The following is a 25,686-nucleotide window of genomic DNA, read 5'->3' on the forward strand; positions in this document are numbered from 1 at the left end:
AAGCTAACCCCACCCATCTTACACCCTTTTTTCAGCAAAACTTCTCTCAGCTCTCTTCCGAACTTTTCCGTTTCCTTCCGAACCCCTCAACGCTTCCCCCATTTGCTAATTTCCTCATTTTCTCATTCTCTAATTTGCTAATTTTTCCTCAAAAACCCCAACCAACCTCTCCCCATTTCATAAGGCGTAGCCTTGATTTTGTTTAAATTTTGTTTAATTTCTGAGGCACAGCCTCATCCCTCTAACTCAAGCACACACCATTTCCTCATTTTCTCATTCTCTAATTTCCTCATTCTCTTCAAATTATTTTAAACTCAAAATTCTGTTCTCATATTTCTTGCACAATTCAAAAAAAGAAAGTACATTTGTAGCCGTTAATAACCCATAAAATTTCACATTATGCCCTATTTATTTTACATTTTATTCTTTTTTGCATTAGTATTTTTGCTATCTACTTTCTTCACTGTGCGCCAACAAACCGCCGTGTCAGTAGAACGTTTCGGTAAATTCGAAAGCATTCGTCATTCGGGTTTACAAATGAAAATACCTATCATCGATAAAGTAGCCGCTCGCATCAGCCTCAAAATCCAACAGCTCGATGTCATTGTCGAAACCAAAACTTTGGACGATGTGTTCGTCAAAATCAAAGTATCAGTACAGTTCGTGGTGATCAAAGAAAAAGTATACGATGCCATTTACAAGCTTGAATACCCACACGACCAAATTACCAGCTATGTATTCGACGTAGTCCGCGCCGAAGTCCCTAAGATGAAACTCGACGATGTATTCGTTAAGAAAGACGATATCGCCATCGCCGTAAAACGCGAAGTACAAGAATCAATGGAAACTTACGGTTACGACATCATCAAAACCTTAGTAACCGATATCGACCCCGATGCCCAAGTAAAAGCCGCAATGAACCGTATCAATGCCGCCGAACGCGAAAAAGTAGCGGCTCAATACGAAGGTGATGCACAACGCATCCTCATCGTCGAAAAAGCAAAAGCAGAAGCCGAAAGCAAACGCTTGCAAGGTCAAGGTATCGCCGACCAGCGTCGTGAAATTGCTCGCGGATTGGTAGAGAGTGTAGACGTATTGCATAAAGTAGGTATCAGCTCGCAAGAAGCTTCAGCGCTTATTGTGGTTACTCAACACTACGATACCTTGCAAGCCGTAGGTCAGCAAACCAATAGTAATCTTATCCTACTTCCTAACTCACCCGAAGCTGGTAGTGAGATGCTCAACAATATGATTACCTCCTTTACCGCTTCAGCTCAAGTAACCGAAACCTTGAAGAAGAAGAAAAACGACTAACTCACTGTTAAATAATATAGATTTTAAAAGCTATTCATTTTTTTTTGAATAGCTTTTTTTGTGGTTATTGCTAAAATTACTAATTTTGCACTCTGTAATAACTTTTTGCGGTATACACAGGTATACACATTGGTATACACTTTGCCAAAGTTTTTGCCTGTGCGACTCGCACCTTTGGCAAAGTTGAAACCCCCAAAAACTTAAAATGGATATTAGACAAGATTTTTTAGAACAAAATTGTTTTTATCATATCTATAATCGAGGAATAAACGGCTGTACTGTTTTTAATGATAATGAAAATAGCTATTATTTCTTACGGAAAGTAAAAGAATATCTACTTGATTATATAGAAGTATTTGCTTATTGTCTAATGCCTAATCATTTTCATTTGGTCATAAAAGTAAAAGATAAAACCTCTATACCTTCATCAAATTTAAAAGGCTTACATTCAGAAGACTCTGTTGTTAGTAAACAAGTAGGTAAACTTATTAGTAGTTATACCCAAGCTTTTAATAAACGTTTTGAACGACACGGCTCATTGTTTGAAAGACCTTTTAAACGCAAAAAGATTTTAGATGAATCTTACCTAAGACAGGTTATAGTATATGTAAATAGAAATCCTTTGGATATACAACAAAAAATAGAAGAATATCTATTCTCTTCATATAAAAGCATTTTGTCCACAAGTCCAACATCTGTAGCAAGAAATGAAGTATTACTATTATTTGAAGGAATAGAGAACTTTAAATACTGCCATAAAAAAGAAAGTTTATACCGATTTGAACTTGAATAATAATAAATAAGTTATTCAGCTTTGGCAAAGTTTCAAACTTTGCCAAAGTGTAGTAACGCTTGATTGAAGATTGAAAAAAAACAACTATGAAAATATCATATAACTGGTTAAAACAATATTTGAAGTTAGAAATGCCTGCTGAAGATACAGCGGTCATCCTTACTGATTTAGGCTTAGAAGTAGAAGGGATTGAACACTTCGAAAGCGTAAAAGGGGGACTCAAAGGGGTAGTGGTAGGTCACGTACTCGAATGCGAAAAACACCCTAACGCCGATAAACTTAAAATCACCAAAGTAGACGTAGGAGGCGAAGCTCCTTTGCAAATCGTTTGTGGAGCTCCTAACGTAGCACAAGGGCAGAAAGTACTTGTAGCTACTATTGGCACAGTACTCTACGACAAAGAAGGTAAGCCTTTCGAAATTAAGAAAGGTAAAATTCGTGGCGAAGAGAGTTACGGTATGATTTGCGCTGAAGACGAACTCGGCTTAGGCGAAAGTCACGATGGCATTATGGTGCTCGACAGTAAATGGGAAGTAGGTACCCCTGCCAGTAAGGTGTTTGAAGTAGAAACCGACGAAGTGTTTGAAATAGGACTGACTCCTAACCGCGCCGATGCAATGAGCCACTATGGCGTAGCACGCGACTTACGTGCAGGCTTGATGCAAAAAGGTATTTCATTAGAGCTCATCACCCCTTCTATTACAAAATTCCACGTCGATAACCGTTCACTTAAAATAGATATAGAGGTGCAGAACAAAAAACTCGTACCTCGCTATACCGGCGTTACCATTAGTAATGTACGCGTAGACGAATCGCCTGAATGGTTACAAAACAAGCTCAAAGCCATAGGCATTACTCCTAAGAACAACGTAGTAGATGCTACAAACTACGTACTGCACGGAATGGGACAACCTATTCACGCTTTTGATGCCGACCATATTATTGGTCGCAAGGTGATTGTAAAGAATGTCGACGAAGGCACAAAGTTTAAAACCCTCGACGGAGTAGAACGCACCCTCAACGCTGAAGACATTATGATTTGTGATGCCGAAAAACCTCTCTGTATAGCAGGGGTATTAGGCGGTGAAAACTCAGGTATCACTCATTTTACTCGCAATGTATTTTTAGAAAGTGCTTATTTCGATGCTGTATCGGTGCGCAAAACAGCCAAACGTCACGGTATCAATACCGATGCTTCTTATCGCTTTGAGCGCGGTATTAATATAGAAGATTGTAAATACGCCCTAATGTATGCCGCAGTACTGATTGAAAATATTGCAGGAGGGGTTATATCATCAGATGTGATAGATTTTTATCCTAAAAAGCAAGAAGATTTTCAGGTGTTTCTTACTTTTGAGAAAATAGATAAACTTATTGGTCAGAAGATTTCACGCGATACGATTAAGGCTATCTTACACTCTTTAGATATCAAAGTAAATTCGTTTACCGAACGTGGGTTAGGTTTGTCAGTCCCTTCGTACCGCGTAGATGTACAGCGTGAAGCCGATGTAATAGAGGAAATCCTTCGTATCTATGGCTACAACAATGTCATTTTCTCTGAAAAGCTAAATGCTACAATGTCGTATTCTAACAAATACGACGACCACAATATACAAAATGTGGTAGCCGACCAGTTGGTAGCGAAAGGCTTCTTTGAGATAATGACCAACAGTCTTGTGTCAGAAAAAGAGATTACTACTTATGCCGAAAATCCAGAGCAAGCAGTAAAACTCCTCAATCCTTTGAGTAGCGATTTGGGCTATATGCGTAAAAATCTAGTGTTTTCAGGCTTAGAAGTGATTGCTTATAATAACAACCGCAAACGCTCCGATTTGAAGTTGTTCGAGTTTGGCAAGAACTATCACTATATCGATGGTAATTATACTGAAAACAAGCATTTGGTGTTATATCTCACAGGCAATACCCAACCTGAGTATTGGGGTGCTCCCGCTCAAAAAACCTCTTTCTTTGAGCTCAAAGGAGTGGTAGAATCTCTCTTCGAACGTCTCGGCTTGAAGGAAATCACTATTTTGCCTTTAGAAGCTAACGACACGTTGAGTAGTGAAGGCTTCCGTTGGCAAATAGGGGAGACCCTTTTAGGAACGATAGGAGTAGTAAAAAGCAAAGTGCTTAAAGATTTCGATATTAAACAAGAGGTGCTTGTAGCTGATTTGCATTGGGAAGTGATTTTAGAACAAGTGCAAGACCATAAAGTGGTATACAAGGAAATTGCTAAATACCCCGAAGTACGTCGTGATTTAGCCCTTTTGCTCGATGAGAAAGTAACCTTCGCCGACCTTTACGAAAAGGCATATGCTACCGAGAAAAACCTCTTAAAACACGTAAATCTTTTTGATGTGTACCAAGGCGACAAACTACCCGAAGGCAAGAAGAGCTATGCCCTCAGTTTTGTACTTCAAGACAACAATAAAACTCTTACAGATAAACAAATCGACAAAACGATGCAACGCCTCCAAGATGCTTTTGAAAAACAATTTGGCGCAGCATTAAGAGAGTAGAAATATTAGTAATGAAATAATAAAAAGTAATATCAAAAACAATTTTTAAAGATGAAAAAAAAGAATAATTTATTTTATATACTAACGGTATTAGTTAGTTTTATTAGCTGTCAAAAACAAGATTCCGTTGAGGATATACAAAATCCCCCTATTGAAAGGAAAGAGAATTTTGTTGAATATAATAAAGAAATGAATGTATTAAACTTCACAAACAGAGAGAATGTGAAAATGTTTATAGATTCATATGAAAAAAATGAAGGACAAATAGCTTCTTTTTATGAAGAAGGGTTTCTTCCTTATGAGCCCATAGAAAAAAATTGACGAAAAGCAATACAATGAATTGTTGTTAGCACGGAGAAATGTGATAAATGCTAGTAACTATTTATCTATGTCTATGTTAAGTAGAAGGCCTTCTTTAGATGTTGATGAAGATGAAGAAGATTATGAATTAATAAAAAATGATAAATTTTCATCTTTATTAAATGCAAAGGGAGAAATTCAAGTAGGAGATTCAATTTATAGATATACAGAAGAAGGAGTTTATATAGTTAAGGCTGATAAACAAAAAATGTTAGATGCTTATCTTGAATCAAAAAAAAGTATAGGTTCAGTTACTTCTCGTCCTAGTTCATCTTCTGGAACTCAACAGATAGGAGGTTTTATAAGGCTTTACACCCCAAGAGAATTAGATTCTATGGGAATGAAACTTCATAGTGGCAATCCTTATCCATTTGATTATGGTGAAGAAAAAACACGACAATTATACGATGCAATAAGAAATCAAGAATTTCCTTTATCTACATCTCACTATAATACTTGTGTTAATGAAAAAGCAAGTTGGATAGATAATATATTTGGTAGATCTTATGTTTGTGAATATAAATTTAAAGGAGGTAAGAGAAAATTAAGAACTACGTTTGCTGTTGAGGATTATTATCTATTCACTGATGTTTATGCACAGGCTAAATTTAAACAAAAAACTTGGTTAGGTTGGTATTCTAGGAGAGATGCAAAAAAAGTTTATTTAAAGATTAATGAAGCTAATCTGTCTTTTGATGAAAGAAGATTGAAGTTAAAAATAAGTGTACCCGTAAAAGACTTAGAAAAATTCTATACAGAAGTACAGAAGATTATAAATAATTCTTATCATAAAGTTGCTGTTTTTGTATCTAATGTTTTTAGAAAAGATGATAATAGTTCTGTTGTAATAGATTATACTCCTTCATTAGAAGAAATAGCATCTGCCGCTCAATCTTTTCAACCTATAATACCTCAAACATTTACTCCCAAATATAATGTTAGTTTTGATTTTACAGGCTTTTTTGAGAATCAAGTGAAAGAGGTTGTTGTTGTGACTGCAATGGGTAAGAATTTTGGTGTTAAGAATACAGATATTATGAAGCAAGCGTATACTTTATTTAATCAAGTGGCAGGTAGTTATTCAGAGAAACCTAAGGGATTGATTGTATTACAAAATGATATAGATACAAACGAAATAATGGTAGCTTCATATAAAATAACAAATGAAATAGAAGAGGTAAGAGGCTTAGCTGTTGCTAGTAGAACGTTTAAGATACCACAAAATGTAAGATTAAATGAATTAACTATCGGTTATAGTGTAAAAGGAAGTTCACAAAGTATTGGTTTGGGTATTGATACTTCTTGGAGGAAGGTAAATAAGGTATCTTTAGATATAGAAACTGGTGCATTTTATGATGGAGAATGGGGAGGAAGTAAATTTATAATAAGTGAATAATGATAATATGAAAAGAAAATACTTTTTATTATGTCTATTTCCTTTTTTTGCTATCGCTCAAACTCAAGAAATAGAACCATTAAAACAACAACTGCAAGTAGGGTTGAGCTTTCAAGGACTTGATGTAACCTATCAGCAACCGGTGAGTAATAGATTTTTGCTTACGGCGGGTTTGGGTGGAGGTTTAATGAATCATCTTACTGATAACCCTTATGATGGCGAAACGATAGGTGTTTCAATGAAATCAGATAGGTGGTTTAGTCCTTTTACGCGCCTATCGGCAAGATATATTTATAACCGAGCCAAGCGCGTCAAGCGTGAAAGTTCTATCATTAACAATGTAGGGAATTATATTGCCTTTCAAAATAAGTTTAGTTTTGGAGGAACTTATGGTACGGTGATGATTAATGAGTTTCATTGGGGAATACAACTTCCTTTAGGGAAAGATATGCTTTTTGAAACACATATTGGTTTGGGGAAATATGATAACTTAAAGACAAAAGCTAAAAAAGTTTTCCCTACTGTTGGTTTTGAGTTTTCATATGTAATTTTTTAACAAGAGATATTATATTTATAGGAGAAAAGACGACATTTTATGTCGTCTTTTTTTTATGTTTTGACATTTAATTAAAAGAAAGAAAACGAAACTTTAAATGGTGAAGAAAGTTGCTTTTTTGTTTGAAGAAATCTTATGCTTAACTTATACAAAGCTTACAGGAAGTTTATGCGAATCTTGGATGATTGTTATACGAAGGCTATGTAAGTGGTTGATAGTTAGTAGTAAAAGTTAAGAGAAAAATACTAATAATAGGGTTGCTAGACGAAAGAAAAAGGTCGTGGCACGATAGGCAGATGGAAAATTAGCAAATTTAAAAATGAGGGAATGAAAAAATTAGCAGATTAGTTGAAGAAGCTCGGAGAGGAGTTGGACGGGGTCGAATAAAGGAAGCTATCGCAACGGGAAGGGAAAATAGGAGACTTACAATTAGGTATGTAAAGTACAGAGCTCAGAGGTTTGTAATGCAAATATGATTGTAGGTTAGAATTTTGTTATGTCGAAATGACGTTAAAGGAATGTGTATACCTTTATATATTCAAAAAAAGATTCTGTATCTCTCTTGCATTAACAGAACTACTAATTATTTTGTGATATTTGTAACAAAAATGTAGGAGATATAAGTTGTTATAATATAAAGTGTTTAGTAGATATTTAGCATATAAACGGCTGATATTCAGTCTATAAAATTGCATTGTATCTATGAAGAACTATAGGAATTCATAATTTCTTACTTCTTATCTCCTATTACTTATATTTCAGTTGGTTTTGCAGTTTTAAAAAATAGTTGTACTTTTGCACCCGCTTTGGATAATTAAGTCCAAACCTCTAAGTCCTATGGACTAATCTCTAAGGACTAACAGCAAGTAAACAAATAAACAAATATATAGTATTGTAAATTATGCCAACAATTTCACAATTAGTACGAAAAGGAAGAACCAGAATTACCAAGAAGAGTAAATCGGTTGCTTTGGATTCGTGCCCACAACGCCGAGGTGTATGTACACGTGTGTACACCACAACGCCTAAAAAGCCGAACTCAGCTATGCGTAAAGTAGCTCGTGTTCGCTTGACTAATGGCAATGAGGTGAACGCTTACATACCTGGTGAAGGTCACAACCTCCAAGAGCACTCGATAGTATTGGTACGAGGCGGAAGGGTAAAAGATTTACCAGGTGTTAGATACCACATTGTTCGTGGTGCTCTCGATACGGCTGGGGTAGCAGGTAGAACGCAACGCCGTTCTAAATACGGTGCGAAACGCCCTAAACCAGGACAAGCAGCTCCCGCCGACAAAAAGAAAAAGTAATTTAACACACAAAATCTTTTAACTGAAAAGAAATGAGAAAAAGACAGGCTAAAAAACGCCCCCTTTTACCAGACCCTAAGTTTAACGACCAATTGGTTACGCGTTTCGTGAATAACCTTATGTGGGACGGTAAAAAGTCAGTGGCTTTTAAAGTATTCTACGACGCAATTGATATCGTAGAACAAAAGAAGAATAACGACGAAAAGTCGGCATTAGATGTTTGGAAAGACGCTCTTAGCAATGTGATGCCTCACGTTGAGGTGCGTTCACGTCGTGTGGGTGGTGCTACCTTCCAAATTCCTATGCAAATCCGCCCAGACCGCAAAGTGTCTATGGCGATGAAATGGCTCATCGGTTTCGCTCGTAAACGCAATGAGAAATCAATGGCTCAGAAATTGGCTGCCGAAATTATCGCTGCCTCTAAAGAAGAAGGTGCTGCTGTGAAGAAAAAAATGGATACGCACCGTATGGCTGAAGCTAACAAGGCATTCTCACACTTTAGATTTTAATTAACACGATGAGTAGAGATTTAAAATATACAAGAAACATAGGTATTGCCGCACATATCGATGCCGGTAAAACCACTACTACCGAGCGTATCCTTTTCTATACCGGTAAAACGCATAAAATTGGTGAAGTACACGATGGTGCTTCTACTATGGACTGGATGGAACAAGAGGCTGAACGCGGTATTACTATTACTTCAGCGGCTACTACCTGTAAATGGAACTTCCCTACCGAAAATGGTAAACCTACCGCCGATGCTAAAGAGTATCACTTCAACATTATCGATACCCCAGGCCACGTCGATTTTACCGTTGAGGTAAACCGTTCCTTACGTGTACTTGACGGCTTAGTATTCCTTTTCTCTGCCGTTGATGGGGTAGAACCTCAATCGGAAACCAACTGGCGTTTGGCTGATAACTACAAAGTACCTCGTATTGGGTTTGTAAACAAAATGGACCGTCAAGGAGCTAATTTCCTCAACGTTTGCAACCAGGTGAGAGATATGCTCAAATCTAACGCGGTTCCTATCGTATTGCCTATCGGTGACGAAGCAGATTTTAAAGGTGTTGTAGATTTGATTAAAAACCGCGCCATCGTATGGCACGAAGAAAATTCAGGTTCTACTTTCGACGTAGTAGAAATTCCTGCCGATATGAAAGAGGATGTAGCCAAATATCGCGCTCAATTAATTGAAGAGGTAGCGGGCTATGACGAAGGATTACTTGAGAAATTTATGGAAGATGAAAGCTCAATTACTGAAGACGAAATCCATAAGGCATTGCGCGCAGCAGTAATGGATATGGCTATCATTCCTATGGTATGCGGTTCATCATTCAAAAATAAAGGAGTACAATTTATGCTTGATGCGGTATGTCGTTATTTGCCATCACCGCTTGATAAAGAAGCTATTGAGGGTACTAATCCTGAAACAGGTGAGCCTGCACTCCGCAAGCCAGCCGTTGACGCTCCTTTTGCAGCCTTGGCATTCAAGATTGCTACTGACCCTTACGTAGGTCGTTTAGCATTCTTCCGCGCTTATTCTGGTCACCTCGATGCAGGTTCTTATGTGTTGAACACTCGTTCAAATAACAAAGAGCGTATCTCTCGTATCTACCAGATGCACGCTAATAAACAAAACCCTATCGAATATATTGAAGCAGGTGATATAGGGGCTGCAGTAGGTTTTAAAGATATCAAAACGGGTGATACCCTTTGCGATGAGAAATATCCTATCGTACTCGAAAGTATGGTATTCCCTGATCCAGTAATCGGTATCGCTGTAGAGCCTAAAACAAAAGCCGACGTTGATAAATTAGGTATGGCTTTAGCTAAACTCGCTGAAGAAGACCCAACCTTCCAAGTAAAAACTGACCAAGCTTCTGGGCAAACTATCATTTCTGGTATGGGTGAGTTGCACTTGGATATCATTGTAGACCGTCTCAAACGCGAGTTCAAAGTAGAAGTAAACCAAGGACAACCTCAAGTAGAGTATAAAGAGGCTATCACTGCTAAAGCTGACCACCGCGAAGTTTACAAAAAGCAAACAGGTGGACGTGGTAAATTTGCCGACATCGTATTCCGTATGGAACCAGCCGAAGAAGGCAAAGTAGGTCTTGAGTTCGTAAACGAAATCAAAGGTGGTAACATTCCTAAAGAGTATATCCCATCAGTTGAAAAAGGTTTCAAAGAAGCAATGAAGAACGGGCCTTTGGCAGGCTTCGAAATGGACGCGATGAAGATTGTTCTTATCGATGGTTCATTCCACCCTGTCGATTCAGACTCATTGTCATTCGAGTTGGCAGCCAAATTGGGGTACAAAGAAGCTGCTCGTGCTGCAAAAGCTGTATTGATGGAGCCTATTATGAAATTGGAAGTTATTACTCCAGAGGAAAATATGGGTGATATCGTAGGAGACTTGAACCGCCGTCGTGGTCAAGTAAACAATATGGACGATCGTAACGGTGCTAAAGTAATTAAAGCATTTGTTCCACTATCTGAAATGTTCGGTTATGTAACAGCGCTTCGCACTCTTTCATCAGGTCGTGCTACTTCTACAATGGAGTTCTCTCATTATGCTGAAACTCCTTCAAACATTGCAGACGAAGTAATTAAAAATGCCAGAGGCAACTAATTTATTGAAAAAATGGGTAATCAACAAAAAATAAGAATAAAGTTAAAATCTTACGACCATAACTTGGTAGATAAATCTGCTGAGAAAATCGTAAAAACAGTAAAAGCAACAGGTGCAGTAGTTACAGGTCCTATTCCATTACCTACACACAAGAAAATCTTTACTGTGTTGCGCTCACCTCACGTAAATAAAAAAGCACGTGAACAGTTCCAATTGAGCTCTCATAAACGTCTTTTAGATATCTATAGCTCTTCATCAAAAACTATTGATGCTTTGATGAAATTGGAATTGCCAAGTGGTGTAGAAGTAGAAATCAAAGTTTGATAACTTTACTAAAATGTCCCGAAACTGTGGGTTAGGGAAAAACGGATAAAAATGATTCAGGGTTAAAAAGTCTCGAGCATTTTTTGACCCTGAAACATTATAATAATTGTCAATAATCAATTGTTAATTGTCAATTAAAAAAGAACTAATAACTAATTTAATATTTAATTTTATGTCTGGGTTAATCGGAAAAAAAGTAGGAATGACCAGCATTTTTGATGAGAACGGTAAAAATATACCTTGTACCATCATCGAAGCAGGTCCTTGCGTAGTTACCCAAGTCAGAACCAAAGAGGTTGATGGCTATGATGCTCTTCAACTTGGTTTCGATGACAAAGCAGAAAAACGTGCTACCAAAGCAGAGCTTGGTCACTTCAAAAAAGCAGGTACTTCTGTAAAGAAAAAAGTTGTTGAATTCCAAGGTTTTGAAGACAATTACAAATTAGGTGATACTATCACCGTCGATTTCTTCACCGAAGGAGAGTTTGTGGATATCACAGGCGTTTCTAAAGGTAAAGGTTTCCAAGGGGTAGTGCGTCGCCACGGTTTTGGCGGAGTAGGTCAAACTACTCACGGTCAGCATAACCGCCTCAGAGCACCAGGTTCAGTAGGTGCTTCGTCTTATCCCTCTCGCGTATTCAAAGGTATGCGTATGGCTGGGCGTATGGGAGCTGAAAAGGTAACAGTACAAAACTTGAAAGTATTGAAAGTGGTTACTGAGAAAAATCTTTTAGTAGTAAAAGGTTGTATTCCAGGTCACAAAAATGCTTACGTAACTATTCACAAATAATGGAAGTAGCAGTATTAAATATACAAGGAAAAGAAACAGGTAGAAAGGTAACCCTTTCTGATGCTGTGTTCGGTATTGAGCCTAATAATCACGTAGTATACTTAGATGTTAAACGCTATTTAGCTAACAAACGTCAAGGTACTCACAAGGCTAAAGAAAGAAACGAAGTGGCTGGAAGTACTCGCAAAATCAAAAAACAAAAAGGTACTGGTACAGCTCGTGCAGGTAGCGTAAAATCTCCTGTATTTGTGGGTGGTGGACGCATATTCGGTCCTCGTCCTAAAGACTATACACAAAAACTTACTAAAAACGTAAAACGCTTGGCTCGCCGTTCTGCCCTCAGTGCTAAACTACAAAACCAAGCCCTCGTTGTAGTTGAAGATTTAAATTTCGACGCTCCAAAAACTAAAGATTTCACCGCAGTTGTAAAATCTTTGGGCTTAGAAAATAAAAAATCACTTTTTGTGTTACCAAATACAAATAATAATGTATATTTGTCCTCTCGTAACGTACCTACTTCAAGTGTAGTAACCGCTTCAGAGTTAAACACTTATCAATTAGTGAATGCTTCAAACGTAGTACTTACTGAGAGCTCAGTAGCAGTTTTAGAGTCAATTTTAACAAAATAAGAAGGAAATGAGCGTATTAATTAAACCTGTAAATACAGAAAAAGCAAACGACAATAGCGAGTTGAGAAACTGCTATACGTTCGTAGTAGCTAAGGACGCTAACAAGATTCAAATCAAAAATGAAGTTGAAGCTACTTATGGCGTTAAAGTGAAATCCGTGCGTACTCTTAACTACGGACCTAAACGATCTACTCGTTATACAAAAACAGGCTTGCAAATCGCTAAAACTAACGCTGTTAAAAAAGCAGTTGTGCAAGTAGAAGATGGAACTATAGATTTTTATAGTAATATATAAGTATTTAACAAATAGACAAAAATGTCAGTTAGAAAATTAAAACCGATTACCCCCGGTCAGCGTTTTAGAGTAGTAAACGAATTCGACACCATTACTACTGATAAGCCGGAAAAGAGCTTGCTCGTTCCGTTGAAAAAGACTGGTGGTAGAAACAATCAAGGAAAAATGACCATGCGTTACATTGGTGGTGGTCATAAGAAAAAGTACCGTATTATCGACTTCAAACGAAACAAATTCGGCGTAGATGCCAAAGTAGTTTCTATCGAGTACGACCCTAACAGAACAGCATTCATTGCTCTTGTTCAATACACCGACGGCGAAAAACGTTACATCATCGCTCCAGCAGGTTTGAAAGTAGATCAAGTAATCGTTTCAGGTCAAGAAAACATCGCACCTGAAATCGGTAACGCAATGCCGCTCTCTCAAATCCCTCTCGGTACTGTAATTTCTTGTATTGAATTGCGCCCTGGACAAGGAGCTAACATCGCTCGTTCTGCAGGAACTTTTGCTCAACTAATGGCAAAAGATGGTAAGTATGCTACTGTAAAGCTACCTTCAGGTGAAACTCGTATGATCCTCCTCACTTGCCTCGCAACCATAGGAGCCGTATCAAACTCTGATCACCAATTGGTACTTTCAGGTAAAGCAGGTCGCTCACGCTGGTTAGGACGCCGTCCTCGTACACGTGCTGTAGTTATGAACCCTGTCGATCACCCAATGGGTGGTGGTGAAGGTCGTGCTACCGGTGGTCACCCACGCTCACGTAAAGGTATCCCAGCGAAAGGTTATAGAACTCGTTCTAAAACCAAAGCAAGTAATAAGTATATTGTAGAACGCAGAAAAAAATAAGAGACTAACAAATGGCACGTTCATTAAAAAAAGGACCTTACGTTCACTATAGCTTGGAAAAGAAAATCCAACAAAATATACAGTCTGGTAAGAAAAACGTTATCAAAACTTGGTCACGCGCTTCTATGATTACTCCAGACTTCGTTGGCCAAACTATTGCAGTTCACAACGGTCGTCAGTTTGTCCCTGTATACATCACTGAAAATATGGTGGGACATAAATTAGGAGAATTTTCACCTACTCGTTCCTTCCGTGGACATGCAGGTGCAAAAAATAAAGGTAAAAAATAATTAAGGCTATGGGAGTTAGAAAAAAATTAAGAGCAGACGAAATTAAAGAAGCTAAAAAAAGCTTGGCTTTCGCGAAGTTAAATAACTGCCCTACTTCTCCTCGAAAAATGCGCTTAGTAGCGGATTTAGTTCGCGGTCAGCAAGTAGACAAAGCCTTGGCTATTTTGAAATTCAACCAAAAAGAAGCAGCCGCTCGTTTAGAAAAATTGTTGCTTTCAGCTATTGCTAACTGGCAAGCTAAAAACGAGGACGCTAATTTGGAAGAAGCAGGAGTATTCATCAAAGAAATCCGTGTGGATGGTGGCGCTATCCTTAAACGCTTACGCCCAGCTCCACAAGGAAGAGCACACAGAATTAGAAAACGCTCTAACCACATAACTTTGGTACTTGGAGCTAAAAATTTTAACACAGAAAGCTAAGATAAACTATGGGACAAAAGACAAATCCAATCGGAAATCGCCTAGGAATTATCAGAGGATGGGAGTCTAACTGGTATGGAGGCAATGATTACGGAGATAAACTCGCTGAAGATGATAAAATCAGAAAATATGTTCTCGCTCGTTTATCTAAAGCTAGTGTTGCTCACGTGATTATCGAACGTACTTTCAAACTTGTAACCGTTACTATCACCACCGCTCGTCCTGGTATTATTATCGGTAAAGGCGGCCAGGAGGTAGACAAGTTGAAAGAAGAACTTAAGAAAATCACTGGTAAAGACATCCAAATCAACATTTTTGAAATCAAACGCCCTGAGCTCGACGCAGCTCTTGTTGCAGCAAGCATCGCTCGCCAAATCGAAGGTCGTGTTTCTTACAAACGCGCTATCAAAATGGCTATCGCTTCCGCTATGCGTATGAATGCCGAAGGTATCAAGGTAATGATTTCAGGTCGTTTGAATGGAGCCGAAATGGCACGTTCCGAAAGCTTTAAAGAAGGTCGTATCCCTCTTTCAACCTTTAGAGCTGATATTGATTACGCTATTGACGAAGCTCACACTACATACGGTCGTATGGGAATCAAAGTGTGGATTATGAAAGGCGAAATCTATGGTAAAAGAGAACTCTCCCCACTCGTAGGTATGACTAAAAAAGCCACCGGTGGAAACTTCTCTGGTAAATCAACTGACAAGCCTGCTGGTGCACCCAAAAGAGCGCGTCGTAAAAAGTAATTTTTTAAAGAACAAGAAAGATGTTACAGCCAAAAAGAACGAAATATCGTAAACAACAAAAAGGCAGAATGAAAGGTGTATCTCACCGCGGGGCGCTCCTTTCTAATGGTACTTTCGGAATTAAATCGTTAGATTCAGCATTCATCACTTCTCGCCAAATCGAGTCAGCTCGTGTAGCTGCTACCCGTTATATGAAACGTGAAGGTCAACTTTGGATCAAAATCTTCCCAGATAAACCTATTACCAAAAAGCCTTTGGAAGTACGTATGGGTAAAGGTAAAGGTGCCGTAGAATACTGGGCAGCCGTAGTAAAACCAGGAAGAATAATGTTTGAGGTAGGCGGTGTGCCGCTCGACGTAGCCAAAGAAGCGCTACGCCTCGCAGCTCAAAAGCTACCCGTGAAAACAAAATTCGTTGTAGCAAGAGATTATCAAAATTAATTAAAGAACAATGAAACAGTCTGAAATTAACAAATTGACAATAACTGAGCTACAAGAAAAGCTTGGTGAGTTTAAGAAATCGTATGCAGATTTGAAAATGGCACACGCAATTTCGTCATTGGAAAAACCAATTCAATTACGTAACGTAAGAAGAACTATCGCGAGATTGGCTTGTGAGCTAACTAAACGAGAATTACAATAATTCGAACCTGCCTTATGGAAAAAAGAAATTTAAGAAAAGAAAGAATAGGGGTTGTTACAAGCAACAAAATGGATAAATCTATCGTAGTTTCAGAAGTGAAACGTGTAAAACACCCTATGTATGGTAAGTTCGTGTTGCGCACTAAAAAATATGTTGCGCACGACGAAAAAAACGATTGCAACATTGGTGATACTGTGCGTATAATGGAAACACGTCCATTGAGCAAAACCAAATGCTGGAGATTAGTAGAAATCATTGAAAGAGCTAAGTAATTATGGTACAACAAGAATCAAGACTAAAAGTAGCCGATAATACTGGCGCTAAAGAAGTGCTAACAATCCGTGTACTCGGTGGTACTAAGCGCCGATACGCCTCTGTTGGCGATAAGATTGTAGTTACCGTCAAAGAAGCTACCCCTAACGGAAACGTAAAAAAAGGACAAGTTTCTACCGCGGTGGTTGTAAGAACTAAGAAAGAAGTACGCCGTGCCGATGGTTCTTATATCCGATTTGATGAAAACGCTTGCGTTCTCTTGAACGCAGCTGGTGAAATGAGAGGTACCCGTGTGTTCGGACCTGTAGCGAGAGAACTTCGTGATAAACAATTTATGAAGATCGTTTCATTAGCACCAGAAGTGCTTTAATTTTTAACTAAAGTAAATGATGAAACTAAAAATTAAAACTGGAGATACCGTAAAAGTAATTGCTGGAGACGAAAAAGGTAAAGAAGGCAAAGTATTACGTGTAGATCGCGAGAAGAACAGAGCGATTATTGAGGGAGTTAACCTGGTGAAAAAGCACACCAAACCTAACGCTCAAAAACCTCAAGGTGGAATCGTAGAAAAAGAAGCATCTATTCACATTTCTAACCTCGCCCTCATCGACCCTAAAACGAAAAAAACTACTCGTGTAGGATTCGAAGTACGTGACGGTAAAAAAGTGCGAATTTCTAAAAAATCTAATGTAGTAATATAATATGGCTTACGTACCTAGATTAAAACAAGAATACAAAGAGCGCGTCATTGCGGCTCTAAAAGAAGAATTTGGCTATAAAAACGTAATGCAGGTTCCTAAACTTGAAAAAATAGTTGTGAGCCGCGGTGTTGGTTCAGCCGTAGCCGATAAAAAACAAATCGACTATGCTGTAGACGAACTTACCAAAATTACTGGTCAGAAAGCTGTTGCCACTTATTCTAAAAAGGACGTAGCTTCTTTCAAACTCCGTAAAGGTATGGCTATCGGTGCCAAAGTTACCCTTCGTGGCGAAAGAATGTATGAGTTCTTAGACCGCCTTATCACTACAGCTCTTCCTCGTGTAAGAGACTTCCAAGGCGTGAAAGCAAATGGCTTCGATGGTAGAGGTAACTACAACTTAGGCGTTACCGAACAAATCATATTCCCTGAAATCGACATTGATAAAATCAACAAGATTGCAGGTATGGATATTACCTTCGTTACATCAGCTCACACTGATAAAGAAGCTAAATCATTATTAAGCGAATTAGGATTACCTTTTAAAAAGAACTAAGTATATGGCTAAAGAATCAATGAAAGCCCGCGAGGTGAAACGTCAAAAGTTAGTAGCTAAATATGCTGCTAAACGCAAAGCTCTAAAAGAAGCTGCTGATTATGAAGCACTTCAGCTAATCCCTAAAAATGCTTCTCCTGTCCGTCTGCACAATCGTTGCAAACTTACAGGACGCCCTAAAGGGTATATGCGCACTTTTGGAATTTCACGTGTGTTATTCCGCGAAATGGCAAACAAAGGATTAATTCCTGGTGTAAAAAAAGCAAGTTGGTAATAATTTAAAAGGACAAATTTATGTATACAGATCCTATCGCAGATTATTTAACAAGAATTAGAAATGCTAATAGCGCAGGTCATAGAGTCGTAGAAATCCCTGCATCTAAACTCAAAAAGGAAATTACTAAAATCCTTTTCGACCAAGGATTCATTCTTAGCTATAAATTTGATGACTCTACTGTTCAAGGTACTATCAAAATAGCTTTGAAATACGACAAAGTGACTAAAGAACCCGTTATTAGGCATATTGAAAGAGCCAGCCGTCCAGGTCTGAGAAAGTACGCTGGCGCTGATAACCTACCTCGAGTATTAAACGGATTGGGTATTGCTATCATCTCTACATCACAAGGCGTGATGACAGGTAAAAAAGCTAGAGAACTCAATATCGGTGGAGAGGTAATTTGTTACGTTTACTAATCAATAAAAAGACAATAAAGAATGTCAAGAATAGGTAAAGCACCCATCAATATTCCCGCAGGCGTTACCGTTACTATCAAAGATAACGTTGTAACCGTAAAGGGGAAGTTAGGCGAATTAACCCAAGAGGTTAAAGACATTGCTGTAAAGCAAGAAGATGGACATTTAGTGTTTGAAACTACAGATGCTACCAAAGACCAAAACGCTAAACACGGATTATACCGTGCCTTAGTTCATAATATGGTCGTAGGTGTTTCTGAAGGATTCACTAAAGAATTAGAGTTAGTAGGGGTTGGATACCGTGCAGCTAACCAAGGACAAAAGTTAGATTTAGCCCTCGGTTTCTCTCACAACATCATTCTCGAATTGCCAAAAGAAATTAAACTCGAGACAATCAACGAGAAAGGTAAAAACCCTATCATTAAATTAACTTCTCACGACAAACAACTACTCGGTCAAGTAGCGGCTAAAATCCGTAGCTTCCGCAAACCTGAACCTTACAAAGGTAAAGGTGTGAAATTTGTAGGCGAAGAGTTGAGAAGAAAAGCAGGTAAATCAGCTTAATAGTTAGAACAATGGCATTATCAAGAATAGAAAGAAGACAACGTATTAAAAGCAGAATCAGAAAAGTAGTAAAAGGTACTGCTGAACAACCTCGTTTGGCTGTTTTCAGAAGTAATAACGAAATCTATGTACAAATCATAGACGATACTAAAGGAACTACTCTGTTGGCTGCATCTTCACGTGATAAAGAAATTAGTGCCGCCAAAGGTACTAAAACTGAAAAAGCAGCATTGGTCGGTAAAGCTATTGCTGAAAAAGCTTTAAAACAAGGTATCGAAAAAGTATCCTTCGATCGCGGGGGATACCTTTACCACGGACGTGTAAAATCATTAGCCGACGGTGCTAGAGAAGGCGGACTTAAATTCTAATAACTATGTATCAGAAATATAAAAATGTAGAATATGTAAAACCAAGTGGTTTGGAATTGAAAGACCGTTTGGTAGGAGTACAACGTGTTACTAAAGTAACTAAAGGTGGTCGCGCTTTCGGTTTCTCTGCTATCGTTGTAGTAGGCGACGAAAACGGCGTGGTTGGTCACGGTTTAGGAAAATCTAAGGAGGTTTCTGAAGCTATTACTAAAGCAGTAGAAGACGCTAAGAAAAATTTAGTGCGTATCCCTCTTAACGGTACTACCTTGCCCCACGAACAAAAAGGAAAATACGGCGGAGCTCGTGTATTCTTACAACCAGCTACTGAGGGTACCGGAGTAATCGCAGGAGGTACAGTACGTGCCGTATTGGAATCCGTAGGTATCCATAACGTACTTTCTAAATCACAAGGTTCTTCTAACCCTCACAACGTGGTAAAAGCTACTTTCGATGCTTTATTGCAGTTGCGTAGCGCTAAAACTGTTGCTGCTCAACGTGGCATCTCTTTAGAAAAATTGTTTAAAGGTTAATTTTTATAGCAATGGCAAAACTTAGAGTAACACAAATTAAAAGTAGCATCAAACGTCCAAAAGACCAAAAACTTACCCTCGAGGCTTTAGGACTTACCAAAATCGGTAGAACCGTGGAACACGAAGCTACACCAAGTATACTTGGTATGATCAATAAGGTAAAACACTTAATTTCTGTAGAAGAAGTTAAATAATATTTTTATACAAAGTTATGAACTTGAGTAATTTACAACCCGCACAGGGTTCAATTCACAGAGAAGGGAAGCGCGTAGGTCGCGGTCAAGGTTCCGGTAAAGGTGGAACCGCTACCCGTGGTCACAAAGGAGCTAAATCTCGTTCAGGCTTTTCTAATAAGATTGGCTTCGAAGGTGGACAAATGCCCCTCCAAAGACGCGTACCAAAATTCGGTTTTAAAAACTTTAACCGTAAGGAATACGTAGGTATCAACTTGGGTAGACTACAAGAACTCGTTGATAATGGTAAAATTACTGATAAAGTAGACCTTGAAATCTTAGTTCAACTAAACCTCGTTAAAAAAACTGACTTGGTGAAAATATTAGGTGGTGGAGAACTAAAATCTAAGCTAAAAATATCTGTTCATAAGTTTACAGCAAGTGCTAAAGCTGCTATCGAAGCAGCTGGTGGTGAAGCTGTAACCTTGTAATATTCAATTTATGAAGAAGTTTATCGAGAACCTAACCAACATTTGGAAAATTGAAGAGTTAAAAAATAGAATTATTTTAACTCTCGGAATTTTGTTAGTTTATCGCTTTGGAGCTCACATCGTCCTCCCTGGTATCGACTCCGCTCAACTCCACGAGTTAGCAACGAAAACCTCAGGTGGCGGATTGCTCGACATCCTCAACGCTTTTACAGGGGGCGCTTTCTCTAATGCCTCAGTATTCGCACTCGGGATTATGCCCTACATCTCGGCTTCTATCGTAGTACAGTTGATGGGAATCGCTATTCCTTATCTCCAAAAACTACAAAAAGAAGGTGAAAGCGGACGAAGAAAGATAAACCAAATCACTCGATGGCTTACTATTGCAATATGTATTGTACAAGCACCTGTATACTTATACGGTATCAATAGATTAGGAGTCCCTGATTCTGCCTTCCTTTTAGGTAAGGGACTCAATTTTATTGTTCCAGCAGTGCTTATCTTAGTAACAGGAACTATTTTTGCAATGTGGTTAGGTGAGAAAATCACCGATAAAGGAATAGGTAACGGTATCTCCCTCCTCATTATGGTAGGTATCATCGCTCGCTTGCCTCGCGCATTCTTGTCTGAAACAGCCTCTCGCCTTACTGGTAATGGAGGACCTCTATTGATTCTTATCGAAATAATTCTTTGGTTTGTAATCATTTTGCTTTGTATTTATCTAATCAAAGCAGTACGTCAAATCCCAGTACAGTATGCGCGCAGAACAGCTGATGGTGGAACTACTAACGAGAGAAACATCTTCGGAGCTCGCCAATACATTCCTTTAAAAATTAACGCTGCAGGGGTAATGCCTATCATCTTCGCTCAAGCCTTGATGTTTATCCCAGCCACTGTAGCCGGACTATCACAGTCAGAATTTGCAAAAAGTGTTCAAGCAGCCTTCTCAAACGTCTTCGGATTTTGGTACAACTTGCTATTTGCAGCTATGATTATACTCTTTACGTATTTCTATACTGCAATCACAGTGCCTACAAACAAAATGGCCGATGACCTAAAACGCAGTGGAGGTTTCATACCAGGTATACGTCCAGGTAAAGAAACAGGCGACTATTTAGATAAAATTATGTCGCTTATTACTCTCCCAGGTTCTATATTTATAGCCTTGGTAGCAATATTCCCTTCTCTGCTTAAAATCATCGGAATGCAAGACCAATGGGCATTGTTCTACGGTGGTACCTCACTACTCATCTTAGTAGGGGTTGCAATTGATACTATGCAACAAGTAAATTCATATCTGCTCAATCGCCATTATGATGGTTTGATGAAAACAGGTAAAAACAGAAAAGTATCTTAATTAATATATGGCTAAACAGGCAGCAATTGAGCAAGACGGAACCATTGTAGAAGCTTTGTCTAACGCAATGTTCAGAGTTGAATTGGATAACGGTCACGTAGTGATTGCCCATATCTCAGGAAAAATGCGTATGCACTACATCAAGCTTCTTCCTGGTGATAAAGTAAAACTCGAAATGAGTCCTTACGACCTAAGTAAAGCTCGTATCACTTACCGTTATTAGTTAATTAAGAGAATTCTTCCAATATTTTGGTTGTTAATTTCTCACAGATATTTTCCTATTTTAGTAATATCTGTGAGAAATTATAATCATAAAAAAGAATTTTTTATTTGTAGTATTTTTAGTATAAAGCATTTGTATTCAGTATCTTGAATATGGTTTTTTATGCTTAAAAATGAGTGAGCGGAATGTATAATTGCATTTTTGTGAGCTAAAAATGTGGCTATTACAAAAAAAAATTGTAGTTTTGCGCACTCTATTGATATAAACAAAACGAAATGAAAGTTAGAGCATCAATTAAAAAAAGAAGTTCAGAGTGCATCATTGTGCGCAGAAAAGGACGATTGTACGTAATTAACAAGAAAAATCCTAAATTTAAACAACGACAAGGATAATTATGGCACGAATTGCAGGTATTGACTTACCAAAAAACAAAAGAGGGGTTATTGGTTTAACCTATATTTTTGGTATTGGAAAAAGTAGAGCTAAAGAAATCTTAAGTAGAGCTCAAGTAAACGAAGACACAAAAGTAAGCGAATGGAATGATGACGAAATCACTCGTATTCGCGAAGTGGTTGCGTCTTATAAAATTGAAGGAGAATTGCGCTCCGAAATCCAATTGAACATCAAACGTTTGATGGACATCGGTTGTTATCGCGGTATCCGCCATCGTAACGGATTGCCTTTGCGCGGACAAAAAACTAAAAACAATTCTCGTACAAGAAAAGGTAAAAGAAAAACTGTTGCGAACAAGAAGAAAGCAACTAAATAATAAGTAGTAGAGTATGGCAAAACAAAATGCAAAGAATGCAAAAGTCTCTAAGAAGAGAAAAGTAGTGGTTGAGTCAGTAGGCGAAGCACACGTTTCAGCTACTTTTAACAATGTTATTATTTCTCTTACCAACAAAAAAGGAGACGTAATTGCGTGGTCATCAGCAGGGAAAATGGGCTTCAGAGGTTCTAAAAAGAACACTCCTTACGCTGCCCAAGTAGCCGCAGAAGATGCAGCTAAAGTAGCTTTTGACTCAGGTCTTAAAAAAGTAAAAGTATACGTGAAAGGACCGGGTAATGGTAGAGAATCTGCTATCCGTACTATTCATAATGCAGGTATAGAAGTAACTGAAATTATCGACGTTACTCCATTACCTCACAACGGATGTCGCCCTCCTAAAAAACGTAGAGTCTAATTTCAATACTAACAAGTAAGAAAGGTGAGTTGTTATCGAAGGAATGCCTTAATTCATAACTACCTTTTATTTAAACAATTTAAAATGGCAAGATATACAGGACCAAAAACAAAAATAGCTCGTAAATTTGGTGAAGCTATCTTCGGAGATGATAAATCTTTTGAAAGAAAAAACTATCCTCCCGGACAACACGGTTTGGCACGCCGTAGAGCAAAACGCTCTGAATATGCTATCCAGCTACAAGAAAAACAAAAAGCTAAATATACTTATGGTATTTTAGAAAAACAATTCCATAATCTATATGAAAAAGCAAAAAGAAGTAAAAGTATTACCGGTGAGGTGCTTCTTCAACTTTGCGAATCTCGTTTAGACAATGTAGTATACCGTATGGGCATCGCTCCTACTCGTAGTGCAGCCCGTCAATTGGTATCTCACCGTCACATCACTGTAAACGGAAATATTGTAAACATTCCGTCTTACTCTCTTAAACCAGGTGATGTAGTAGGCGTTCGCGAAAAATCAAAATCTTTAAGTGTGATCGAAAATTCATTGGCTGCTCACAGCACCGTATACGAATGGATCACTTGGAACCCTGAAAAATTAGAAGGTACTTTCGTAGCAGTACCTCAACGTATTCAGATTCCTGAAAATATTAAAGAACAGTTAATCGTAGAGTTGTACTCTAAATAATAATAAAGACAGCAGTCAAATTATGGCATTATTCAACTTCCAAAAACCAGATAAAGTTATAATGATTGAATCATCTGATTTCGAAGGACGATTTGAGTTTCGCCCTTTGGAACCAGGGTATGGTTTAACAATAGGTAACGCATTACGAAGAGTTATGCTTTCTTCGTTAGAAGGTTTTGCAATCACTTCTGTGAAATTTGATAAAGTAGGACACGAATTTTCTACTATATCAGGAGTAAGAGAAGATGTTACTGAAATTATTCTCAATTTGAAACAAATACGTTTTAAACGCCAGATTGAGGATATAGAAAACGAAACAGCAACTATTACTGTTTCTGGTAAAAGACAATTGACTGCCGGTGATTTTCAAAAAGCTCTTTCAGGTTTTCAAGTATTAAATACTGATTTGGTGATTTGCAATATGGATTCTTCAGCTTCTTTTACAATAGAGATTACTATTGAAAAAGGACGCGGTTATGTTTCGGCTGAGGAAAATGCAAAACCAAATGCGCCGATAGGTGTAATTGCTACTGATGCAATTTTTACCCCTATTAAAAATGTGAAATATTCTATTGAAAATTATCGTGTTGAACAAAAAACAGACTACGAGAAGTTAGTCTTTGAAATTAAAACTGATGGGTCTATACACCCTAAACAAGCACTTACAGAAGCTGCAAAAACACTCATTCATCACTTTATGCTCTTCTCCGACGAGAGAATTACTTTAGAGGCTGATGAAATAGCACAAACTGATACTTATGATGAAGAATCATTGCATATGCGCCAGTTACTAAAAACTAAGTTGGTGGATATGGACTTATCTGTTCGTGCGCTCAATTGTTTGAAAGCTGCCGAAGTAGAAACATTAGGTGATTTGGTATCTTTCAATAAAGCCGATTTGATGAAGTTTAGAAACTTCGGAAAGAAATCATTAATTGAGCTTGATGAGTTGGTAGTCAATAAAGGTTTAGTGTTTGGTATGGACACCTCGAAGTATAAATTGGATAAAGATTAACTCGCTCTTGCGATATTTTAACTAAGGAAAAATGAGACACGGAAATAAAATTAATCATTTAGGAAGAAAAACTGCTCACAGAAATTCAATGCTTGCCAATATGGCGAACTCACTGATTGAGCATAAACGCATTAACACTACTTTGGCAAAAGCAAAGGCTTTAAAATTATTTGTAGAGCCTTTGGTAACCAAATCTAAAGAAGATACCACTCACAACCGTCGTATCGCTTTTAGTAAATTGCGCAATAAATATGCTGTTACCGAGCTTTTCAAAGAAGTGGCTGTAAAGGTAGGCGACCGCCCAGGTGGATACACTCGTATCATTAAATTAGGAAACCGTTTGGGCGATAACGCTGAAATGGCTATGATTGAGTTTGTAGATTACAACACTACTTACAACGTAGCTAAAACCGCTAAAAAGAAAACTACCCGCCGTGGTAGAAAGAAAGCAACTGCTGAAGAAACTCCAGCTACAGCCGAAGTTAAACCAGAGGCTACTGCTGAAGCTACTGAATAATATTGCAGTTTATTAGGTTCGTAAATTATAAAAAAGGGCTTGCCAACGGCAAGCCCTTTTTTATTGTGTAAGAATCTTTTTAAAGGCGTTTTTTAGTCTTTTATATAAAGTGTAGCTTACGCTACAGAAATCGTACAAATCTTTAAAAAATCGAACAAATAGGCAACAAGTTGCCTGGAAAAGTCAATAATACTAGAAATACTGATGATTAACCTTGCCAAAGGTGCGAGTCGCACAGGCAGGGGAAAAATTAGAAAATGAGAAAATTTGGAAATTAGAGAGTGAGAAAATGGGGGAATGGGGAGGTAACTTTTTGGAACATCAACTTTGCCAAAATTTCAAACTTTGGCAAAGTGCGTAGCGCAAAAGCGATGTATTAGAATTGTTAGGAGGGTTCGGAAGGAAACGAAGAAGTTCGGAAGAAGTAATTCAGGTAAAAAGTAAAAAATGAGCTGTAAGGAGGGTGGGGTTAGCTTATAGAGAGC

Annotated in this window: 38 protein-coding genes; all 38 read left to right on the forward strand. The window is 38.1% G+C overall.

Annotated elements, in window-relative coordinates; all coding sequences use genetic code 11:
* Positions 1 to 399 precede the first annotated feature (399 nt).
* The 38 genes from HMPREF9078_RS05785 to rplQ all read left to right on the forward strand — a co-directional run bounded on the left by HMPREF9078_RS05785 (position 400) and on the right by rplQ (position 25,201).
* On the forward strand, positions 400 to 1,314 hold the full coding sequence (locus HMPREF9078_RS05785; protein ID WP_002675001.1) for an SPFH domain-containing protein: 915 nt from the start codon (positions 400 to 402) through the stop codon (positions 1,312 to 1,314).
* Between the two features lie 205 nt (positions 1,315 to 1,519).
* Positions 1,520 to 2,107, forward strand: a complete 588-nt coding sequence (locus tag HMPREF9078_RS05790) for a transposase (protein ID WP_009419797.1) — start codon at positions 1,520 to 1,522, stop codon at positions 2,105 to 2,107.
* Between the two features lie 86 nt (positions 2,108 to 2,193).
* Positions 2,194 to 4,626 carry a phenylalanine--tRNA ligase subunit beta gene (gene pheT / locus HMPREF9078_RS05795; RefSeq protein WP_009419798.1) on the forward strand — a complete coding sequence of 811 codons (2,433 nt, stop codon included), beginning with the start codon at positions 2,194 to 2,196 and terminating at the stop codon, positions 4,624 to 4,626.
* Positions 4,627 to 4,677: 51 nt separating this feature from the next.
* Positions 4,678 to 4,947, forward strand: coding sequence for a hypothetical protein (locus tag HMPREF9078_RS05800; RefSeq protein WP_009419799.1), 270 nt, complete (start codon positions 4,678 to 4,680; stop codon positions 4,945 to 4,947).
* A 67-nt stretch (positions 4,948 to 5,014) separates the two neighbouring features.
* Positions 5,015 to 6,382 (forward strand): hypothetical protein, encoded by a 1,368-nt coding sequence (locus HMPREF9078_RS05805; RefSeq protein WP_060475472.1) that lies wholly within the window; start codon positions 5,015 to 5,017, stop codon positions 6,380 to 6,382.
* A 7-nt stretch (positions 6,383 to 6,389) separates the two neighbouring features.
* Positions 6,390 to 6,938 (forward strand): hypothetical protein, encoded by a 549-nt coding sequence (locus HMPREF9078_RS11320; RefSeq protein WP_048747797.1) that lies wholly within the window; start codon positions 6,390 to 6,392, stop codon positions 6,936 to 6,938.
* A gap of 901 nt (positions 6,939 to 7,839) precedes the next feature.
* The gene (rpsL, locus tag HMPREF9078_RS05815; RefSeq protein WP_002675007.1) at positions 7,840 to 8,247 is read left to right on the forward strand and encodes a 30S ribosomal protein S12; all 408 of its coding nucleotides are present in this window, start codon (positions 7,840 to 7,842) and stop codon (positions 8,245 to 8,247) included.
* Between the two features lie 32 nt (positions 8,248 to 8,279).
* Positions 8,280 to 8,756, forward strand: a complete 477-nt coding sequence (rpsG, locus tag HMPREF9078_RS05820; protein WP_002675008.1) for a 30S ribosomal protein S7 — start codon at positions 8,280 to 8,282, stop codon at positions 8,754 to 8,756.
* Positions 8,757 to 8,764: 8 nt separating this feature from the next.
* On the forward strand, positions 8,765 to 10,885 hold the full coding sequence (gene fusA / locus HMPREF9078_RS05825; protein ID WP_009419802.1) for an elongation factor G: 2,121 nt from the start codon (positions 8,765 to 8,767) through the stop codon (positions 10,883 to 10,885).
* A gap of 12 nt (positions 10,886 to 10,897) precedes the next feature.
* Positions 10,898 to 11,209: a 30S ribosomal protein S10 gene (gene rpsJ / locus HMPREF9078_RS05830; protein ID WP_002675011.1), complete on the forward strand. Its 312-nt coding sequence runs from the start codon at positions 10,898 to 10,900 to the stop codon at positions 11,207 to 11,209.
* A gap of 172 nt (positions 11,210 to 11,381) precedes the next feature.
* The gene (gene rplC, locus HMPREF9078_RS05835) at positions 11,382 to 11,999 is read left to right on the forward strand and encodes a 50S ribosomal protein L3 (protein WP_009419804.1); all 618 of its coding nucleotides are present in this window, start codon (positions 11,382 to 11,384) and stop codon (positions 11,997 to 11,999) included.
* Complete coding sequence (gene rplD, locus HMPREF9078_RS05840) at positions 11,999 to 12,628, forward strand: 50S ribosomal protein L4 (protein ID WP_009411642.1); 630 nt, start codon at positions 11,999 to 12,001, stop codon at positions 12,626 to 12,628. Before rplC ends, rplD begins: the two co-directional genes overlap by 1 nt.
* A 7-nt stretch (positions 12,629 to 12,635) precedes the next feature.
* Complete coding sequence (gene rplW, locus HMPREF9078_RS05845) at positions 12,636 to 12,923, forward strand: 50S ribosomal protein L23 (RefSeq protein ID WP_002675014.1); 288 nt, start codon at positions 12,636 to 12,638, stop codon at positions 12,921 to 12,923.
* A gap of 21 nt (positions 12,924 to 12,944) precedes the next feature.
* Positions 12,945 to 13,772 (forward strand): 50S ribosomal protein L2, encoded by an 828-nt coding sequence (gene rplB / locus HMPREF9078_RS05850; RefSeq protein ID WP_002675016.1) that lies wholly within the window; start codon positions 12,945 to 12,947, stop codon positions 13,770 to 13,772.
* An 11-nt stretch (positions 13,773 to 13,783) separates the two neighbouring features.
* Positions 13,784 to 14,062 carry a 30S ribosomal protein S19 gene (rpsS, locus tag HMPREF9078_RS05855; protein WP_002675018.1) on the forward strand — a complete coding sequence of 93 codons (279 nt, stop codon included), beginning with the start codon at positions 13,784 to 13,786 and terminating at the stop codon, positions 14,060 to 14,062.
* 8 nt (positions 14,063 to 14,070) lie between these two features.
* A complete protein-coding gene (gene rplV / locus HMPREF9078_RS05860) occupies positions 14,071 to 14,481 on the forward strand; it encodes a 50S ribosomal protein L22 (RefSeq protein ID WP_002675020.1) in 411 nt (136 codons plus the stop codon).
* Between the two features lie 8 nt (positions 14,482 to 14,489).
* Positions 14,490 to 15,230 (forward strand): 30S ribosomal protein S3, encoded by a 741-nt coding sequence (gene rpsC, locus HMPREF9078_RS05865; protein ID WP_002679516.1) that lies wholly within the window; start codon positions 14,490 to 14,492, stop codon positions 15,228 to 15,230.
* Positions 15,231 to 15,250: 20 nt separating this feature from the next.
* Complete coding sequence (rplP, locus tag HMPREF9078_RS05870) at positions 15,251 to 15,670, forward strand: 50S ribosomal protein L16 (RefSeq protein WP_002675025.1); 420 nt, start codon at positions 15,251 to 15,253, stop codon at positions 15,668 to 15,670.
* Positions 15,671 to 15,680: 10 nt separating this feature from the next.
* Positions 15,681 to 15,872 carry a 50S ribosomal protein L29 gene (rpmC, locus tag HMPREF9078_RS05875; RefSeq protein WP_002675028.1) on the forward strand — a complete coding sequence of 64 codons (192 nt, stop codon included), beginning with the start codon at positions 15,681 to 15,683 and terminating at the stop codon, positions 15,870 to 15,872.
* A gap of 14 nt (positions 15,873 to 15,886) precedes the next feature.
* Complete coding sequence (rpsQ, locus tag HMPREF9078_RS05880) at positions 15,887 to 16,144, forward strand: 30S ribosomal protein S17 (RefSeq protein ID WP_002675041.1); 258 nt, start codon at positions 15,887 to 15,889, stop codon at positions 16,142 to 16,144.
* A gap of 2 nt (positions 16,145 to 16,146) precedes the next feature.
* Positions 16,147 to 16,515: a 50S ribosomal protein L14 gene (gene rplN, locus HMPREF9078_RS05885; RefSeq protein ID WP_002675043.1), complete on the forward strand. Its 369-nt coding sequence runs from the start codon at positions 16,147 to 16,149 to the stop codon at positions 16,513 to 16,515.
* A gap of 16 nt (positions 16,516 to 16,531) precedes the next feature.
* Entirely contained in the window at positions 16,532 to 16,846 is a 315-nt protein-coding gene (gene rplX, locus HMPREF9078_RS05890) for a 50S ribosomal protein L24 (protein WP_002675045.1), read from the forward strand.
* A 1-nt stretch (position 16,847) separates the two neighbouring features.
* Positions 16,848 to 17,399, forward strand: coding sequence for a 50S ribosomal protein L5 (gene rplE / locus HMPREF9078_RS05895; RefSeq protein ID WP_002675047.1), 552 nt, complete (start codon positions 16,848 to 16,850; stop codon positions 17,397 to 17,399).
* A 4-nt stretch (positions 17,400 to 17,403) separates the two neighbouring features.
* Positions 17,404 to 17,673, forward strand: coding sequence for a 30S ribosomal protein S14 (rpsN, locus tag HMPREF9078_RS05900; protein ID WP_009419805.1), 270 nt, complete (start codon positions 17,404 to 17,406; stop codon positions 17,671 to 17,673).
* 20 nt (positions 17,674 to 17,693) lie between these two features.
* The gene (gene rpsH, locus HMPREF9078_RS05905; RefSeq protein WP_002675052.1) at positions 17,694 to 18,092 is read left to right on the forward strand and encodes a 30S ribosomal protein S8; all 399 of its coding nucleotides are present in this window, start codon (positions 17,694 to 17,696) and stop codon (positions 18,090 to 18,092) included.
* Positions 18,093 to 18,113: 21 nt separating this feature from the next.
* Positions 18,114 to 18,656: a 50S ribosomal protein L6 gene (rplF, locus tag HMPREF9078_RS05910; RefSeq protein ID WP_009411645.1), complete on the forward strand. Its 543-nt coding sequence runs from the start codon at positions 18,114 to 18,116 to the stop codon at positions 18,654 to 18,656.
* An 11-nt stretch (positions 18,657 to 18,667) separates the two neighbouring features.
* Positions 18,668 to 19,024: a 50S ribosomal protein L18 gene (gene rplR / locus HMPREF9078_RS05915; RefSeq protein WP_002679484.1), complete on the forward strand. Its 357-nt coding sequence runs from the start codon at positions 18,668 to 18,670 to the stop codon at positions 19,022 to 19,024.
* Between the two features lie 5 nt (positions 19,025 to 19,029).
* Positions 19,030 to 19,554: a 30S ribosomal protein S5 gene (rpsE, locus tag HMPREF9078_RS05920; RefSeq protein ID WP_009419806.1), complete on the forward strand. Its 525-nt coding sequence runs from the start codon at positions 19,030 to 19,032 to the stop codon at positions 19,552 to 19,554.
* 11 nt (positions 19,555 to 19,565) lie between these two features.
* The gene (gene rpmD, locus HMPREF9078_RS05925; RefSeq protein ID WP_002675060.1) at positions 19,566 to 19,748 is read left to right on the forward strand and encodes a 50S ribosomal protein L30; all 183 of its coding nucleotides are present in this window, start codon (positions 19,566 to 19,568) and stop codon (positions 19,746 to 19,748) included.
* A gap of 17 nt (positions 19,749 to 19,765) precedes the next feature.
* Entirely contained in the window at positions 19,766 to 20,218 is a 453-nt protein-coding gene (gene rplO, locus HMPREF9078_RS05930) for a 50S ribosomal protein L15 (RefSeq protein WP_009419807.1), read from the forward strand.
* Positions 20,219 to 20,228: 10 nt separating this feature from the next.
* Positions 20,229 to 21,572 carry a preprotein translocase subunit SecY gene (secY, locus tag HMPREF9078_RS05935; protein WP_002675064.1) on the forward strand — a complete coding sequence of 448 codons (1,344 nt, stop codon included), beginning with the start codon at positions 20,229 to 20,231 and terminating at the stop codon, positions 21,570 to 21,572.
* A gap of 7 nt (positions 21,573 to 21,579) precedes the next feature.
* On the forward strand, positions 21,580 to 21,795 hold the full coding sequence (infA, locus tag HMPREF9078_RS05940; RefSeq protein ID WP_002675066.1) for a translation initiation factor IF-1: 216 nt from the start codon (positions 21,580 to 21,582) through the stop codon (positions 21,793 to 21,795).
* Between the two features lie 275 nt (positions 21,796 to 22,070).
* Entirely contained in the window at positions 22,071 to 22,187 is a 117-nt protein-coding gene (gene ykgO, locus HMPREF9078_RS11625) for a type B 50S ribosomal protein L36 (RefSeq protein WP_002676536.1), read from the forward strand.
* Between the two features lie 2 nt (positions 22,188 to 22,189).
* Positions 22,190 to 22,564, forward strand: coding sequence for a 30S ribosomal protein S13 (gene rpsM / locus HMPREF9078_RS05945; protein WP_002675068.1), 375 nt, complete (start codon positions 22,190 to 22,192; stop codon positions 22,562 to 22,564).
* A 13-nt stretch (positions 22,565 to 22,577) separates the two neighbouring features.
* Positions 22,578 to 22,979 (forward strand): 30S ribosomal protein S11, encoded by a 402-nt coding sequence (gene rpsK / locus HMPREF9078_RS05950; RefSeq protein ID WP_002675071.1) that lies wholly within the window; start codon positions 22,578 to 22,580, stop codon positions 22,977 to 22,979.
* A gap of 84 nt (positions 22,980 to 23,063) precedes the next feature.
* Positions 23,064 to 23,669 carry a 30S ribosomal protein S4 gene (gene rpsD / locus HMPREF9078_RS05955; RefSeq protein ID WP_009411647.1) on the forward strand — a complete coding sequence of 202 codons (606 nt, stop codon included), beginning with the start codon at positions 23,064 to 23,066 and terminating at the stop codon, positions 23,667 to 23,669.
* A 22-nt stretch (positions 23,670 to 23,691) separates the two neighbouring features.
* On the forward strand, positions 23,692 to 24,684 hold the full coding sequence (locus HMPREF9078_RS05960; RefSeq protein WP_009411648.1) for a DNA-directed RNA polymerase subunit alpha: 993 nt from the start codon (positions 23,692 to 23,694) through the stop codon (positions 24,682 to 24,684).
* A 31-nt stretch (positions 24,685 to 24,715) separates the two neighbouring features.
* Positions 24,716 to 25,201 carry a 50S ribosomal protein L17 gene (gene rplQ / locus HMPREF9078_RS05965; protein WP_002675077.1) on the forward strand — a complete coding sequence of 162 codons (486 nt, stop codon included), beginning with the start codon at positions 24,716 to 24,718 and terminating at the stop codon, positions 25,199 to 25,201.
* Positions 25,202 to 25,686: the final 485 nt, after the last annotated feature.

The organism is Capnocytophaga sp. oral taxon 380 str. F0488 (genome assembly GCF_000318255.2).
GTDB lineage: Bacteria > Bacteroidota > Bacteroidia > Flavobacteriales > Flavobacteriaceae > Capnocytophaga > Capnocytophaga ochracea.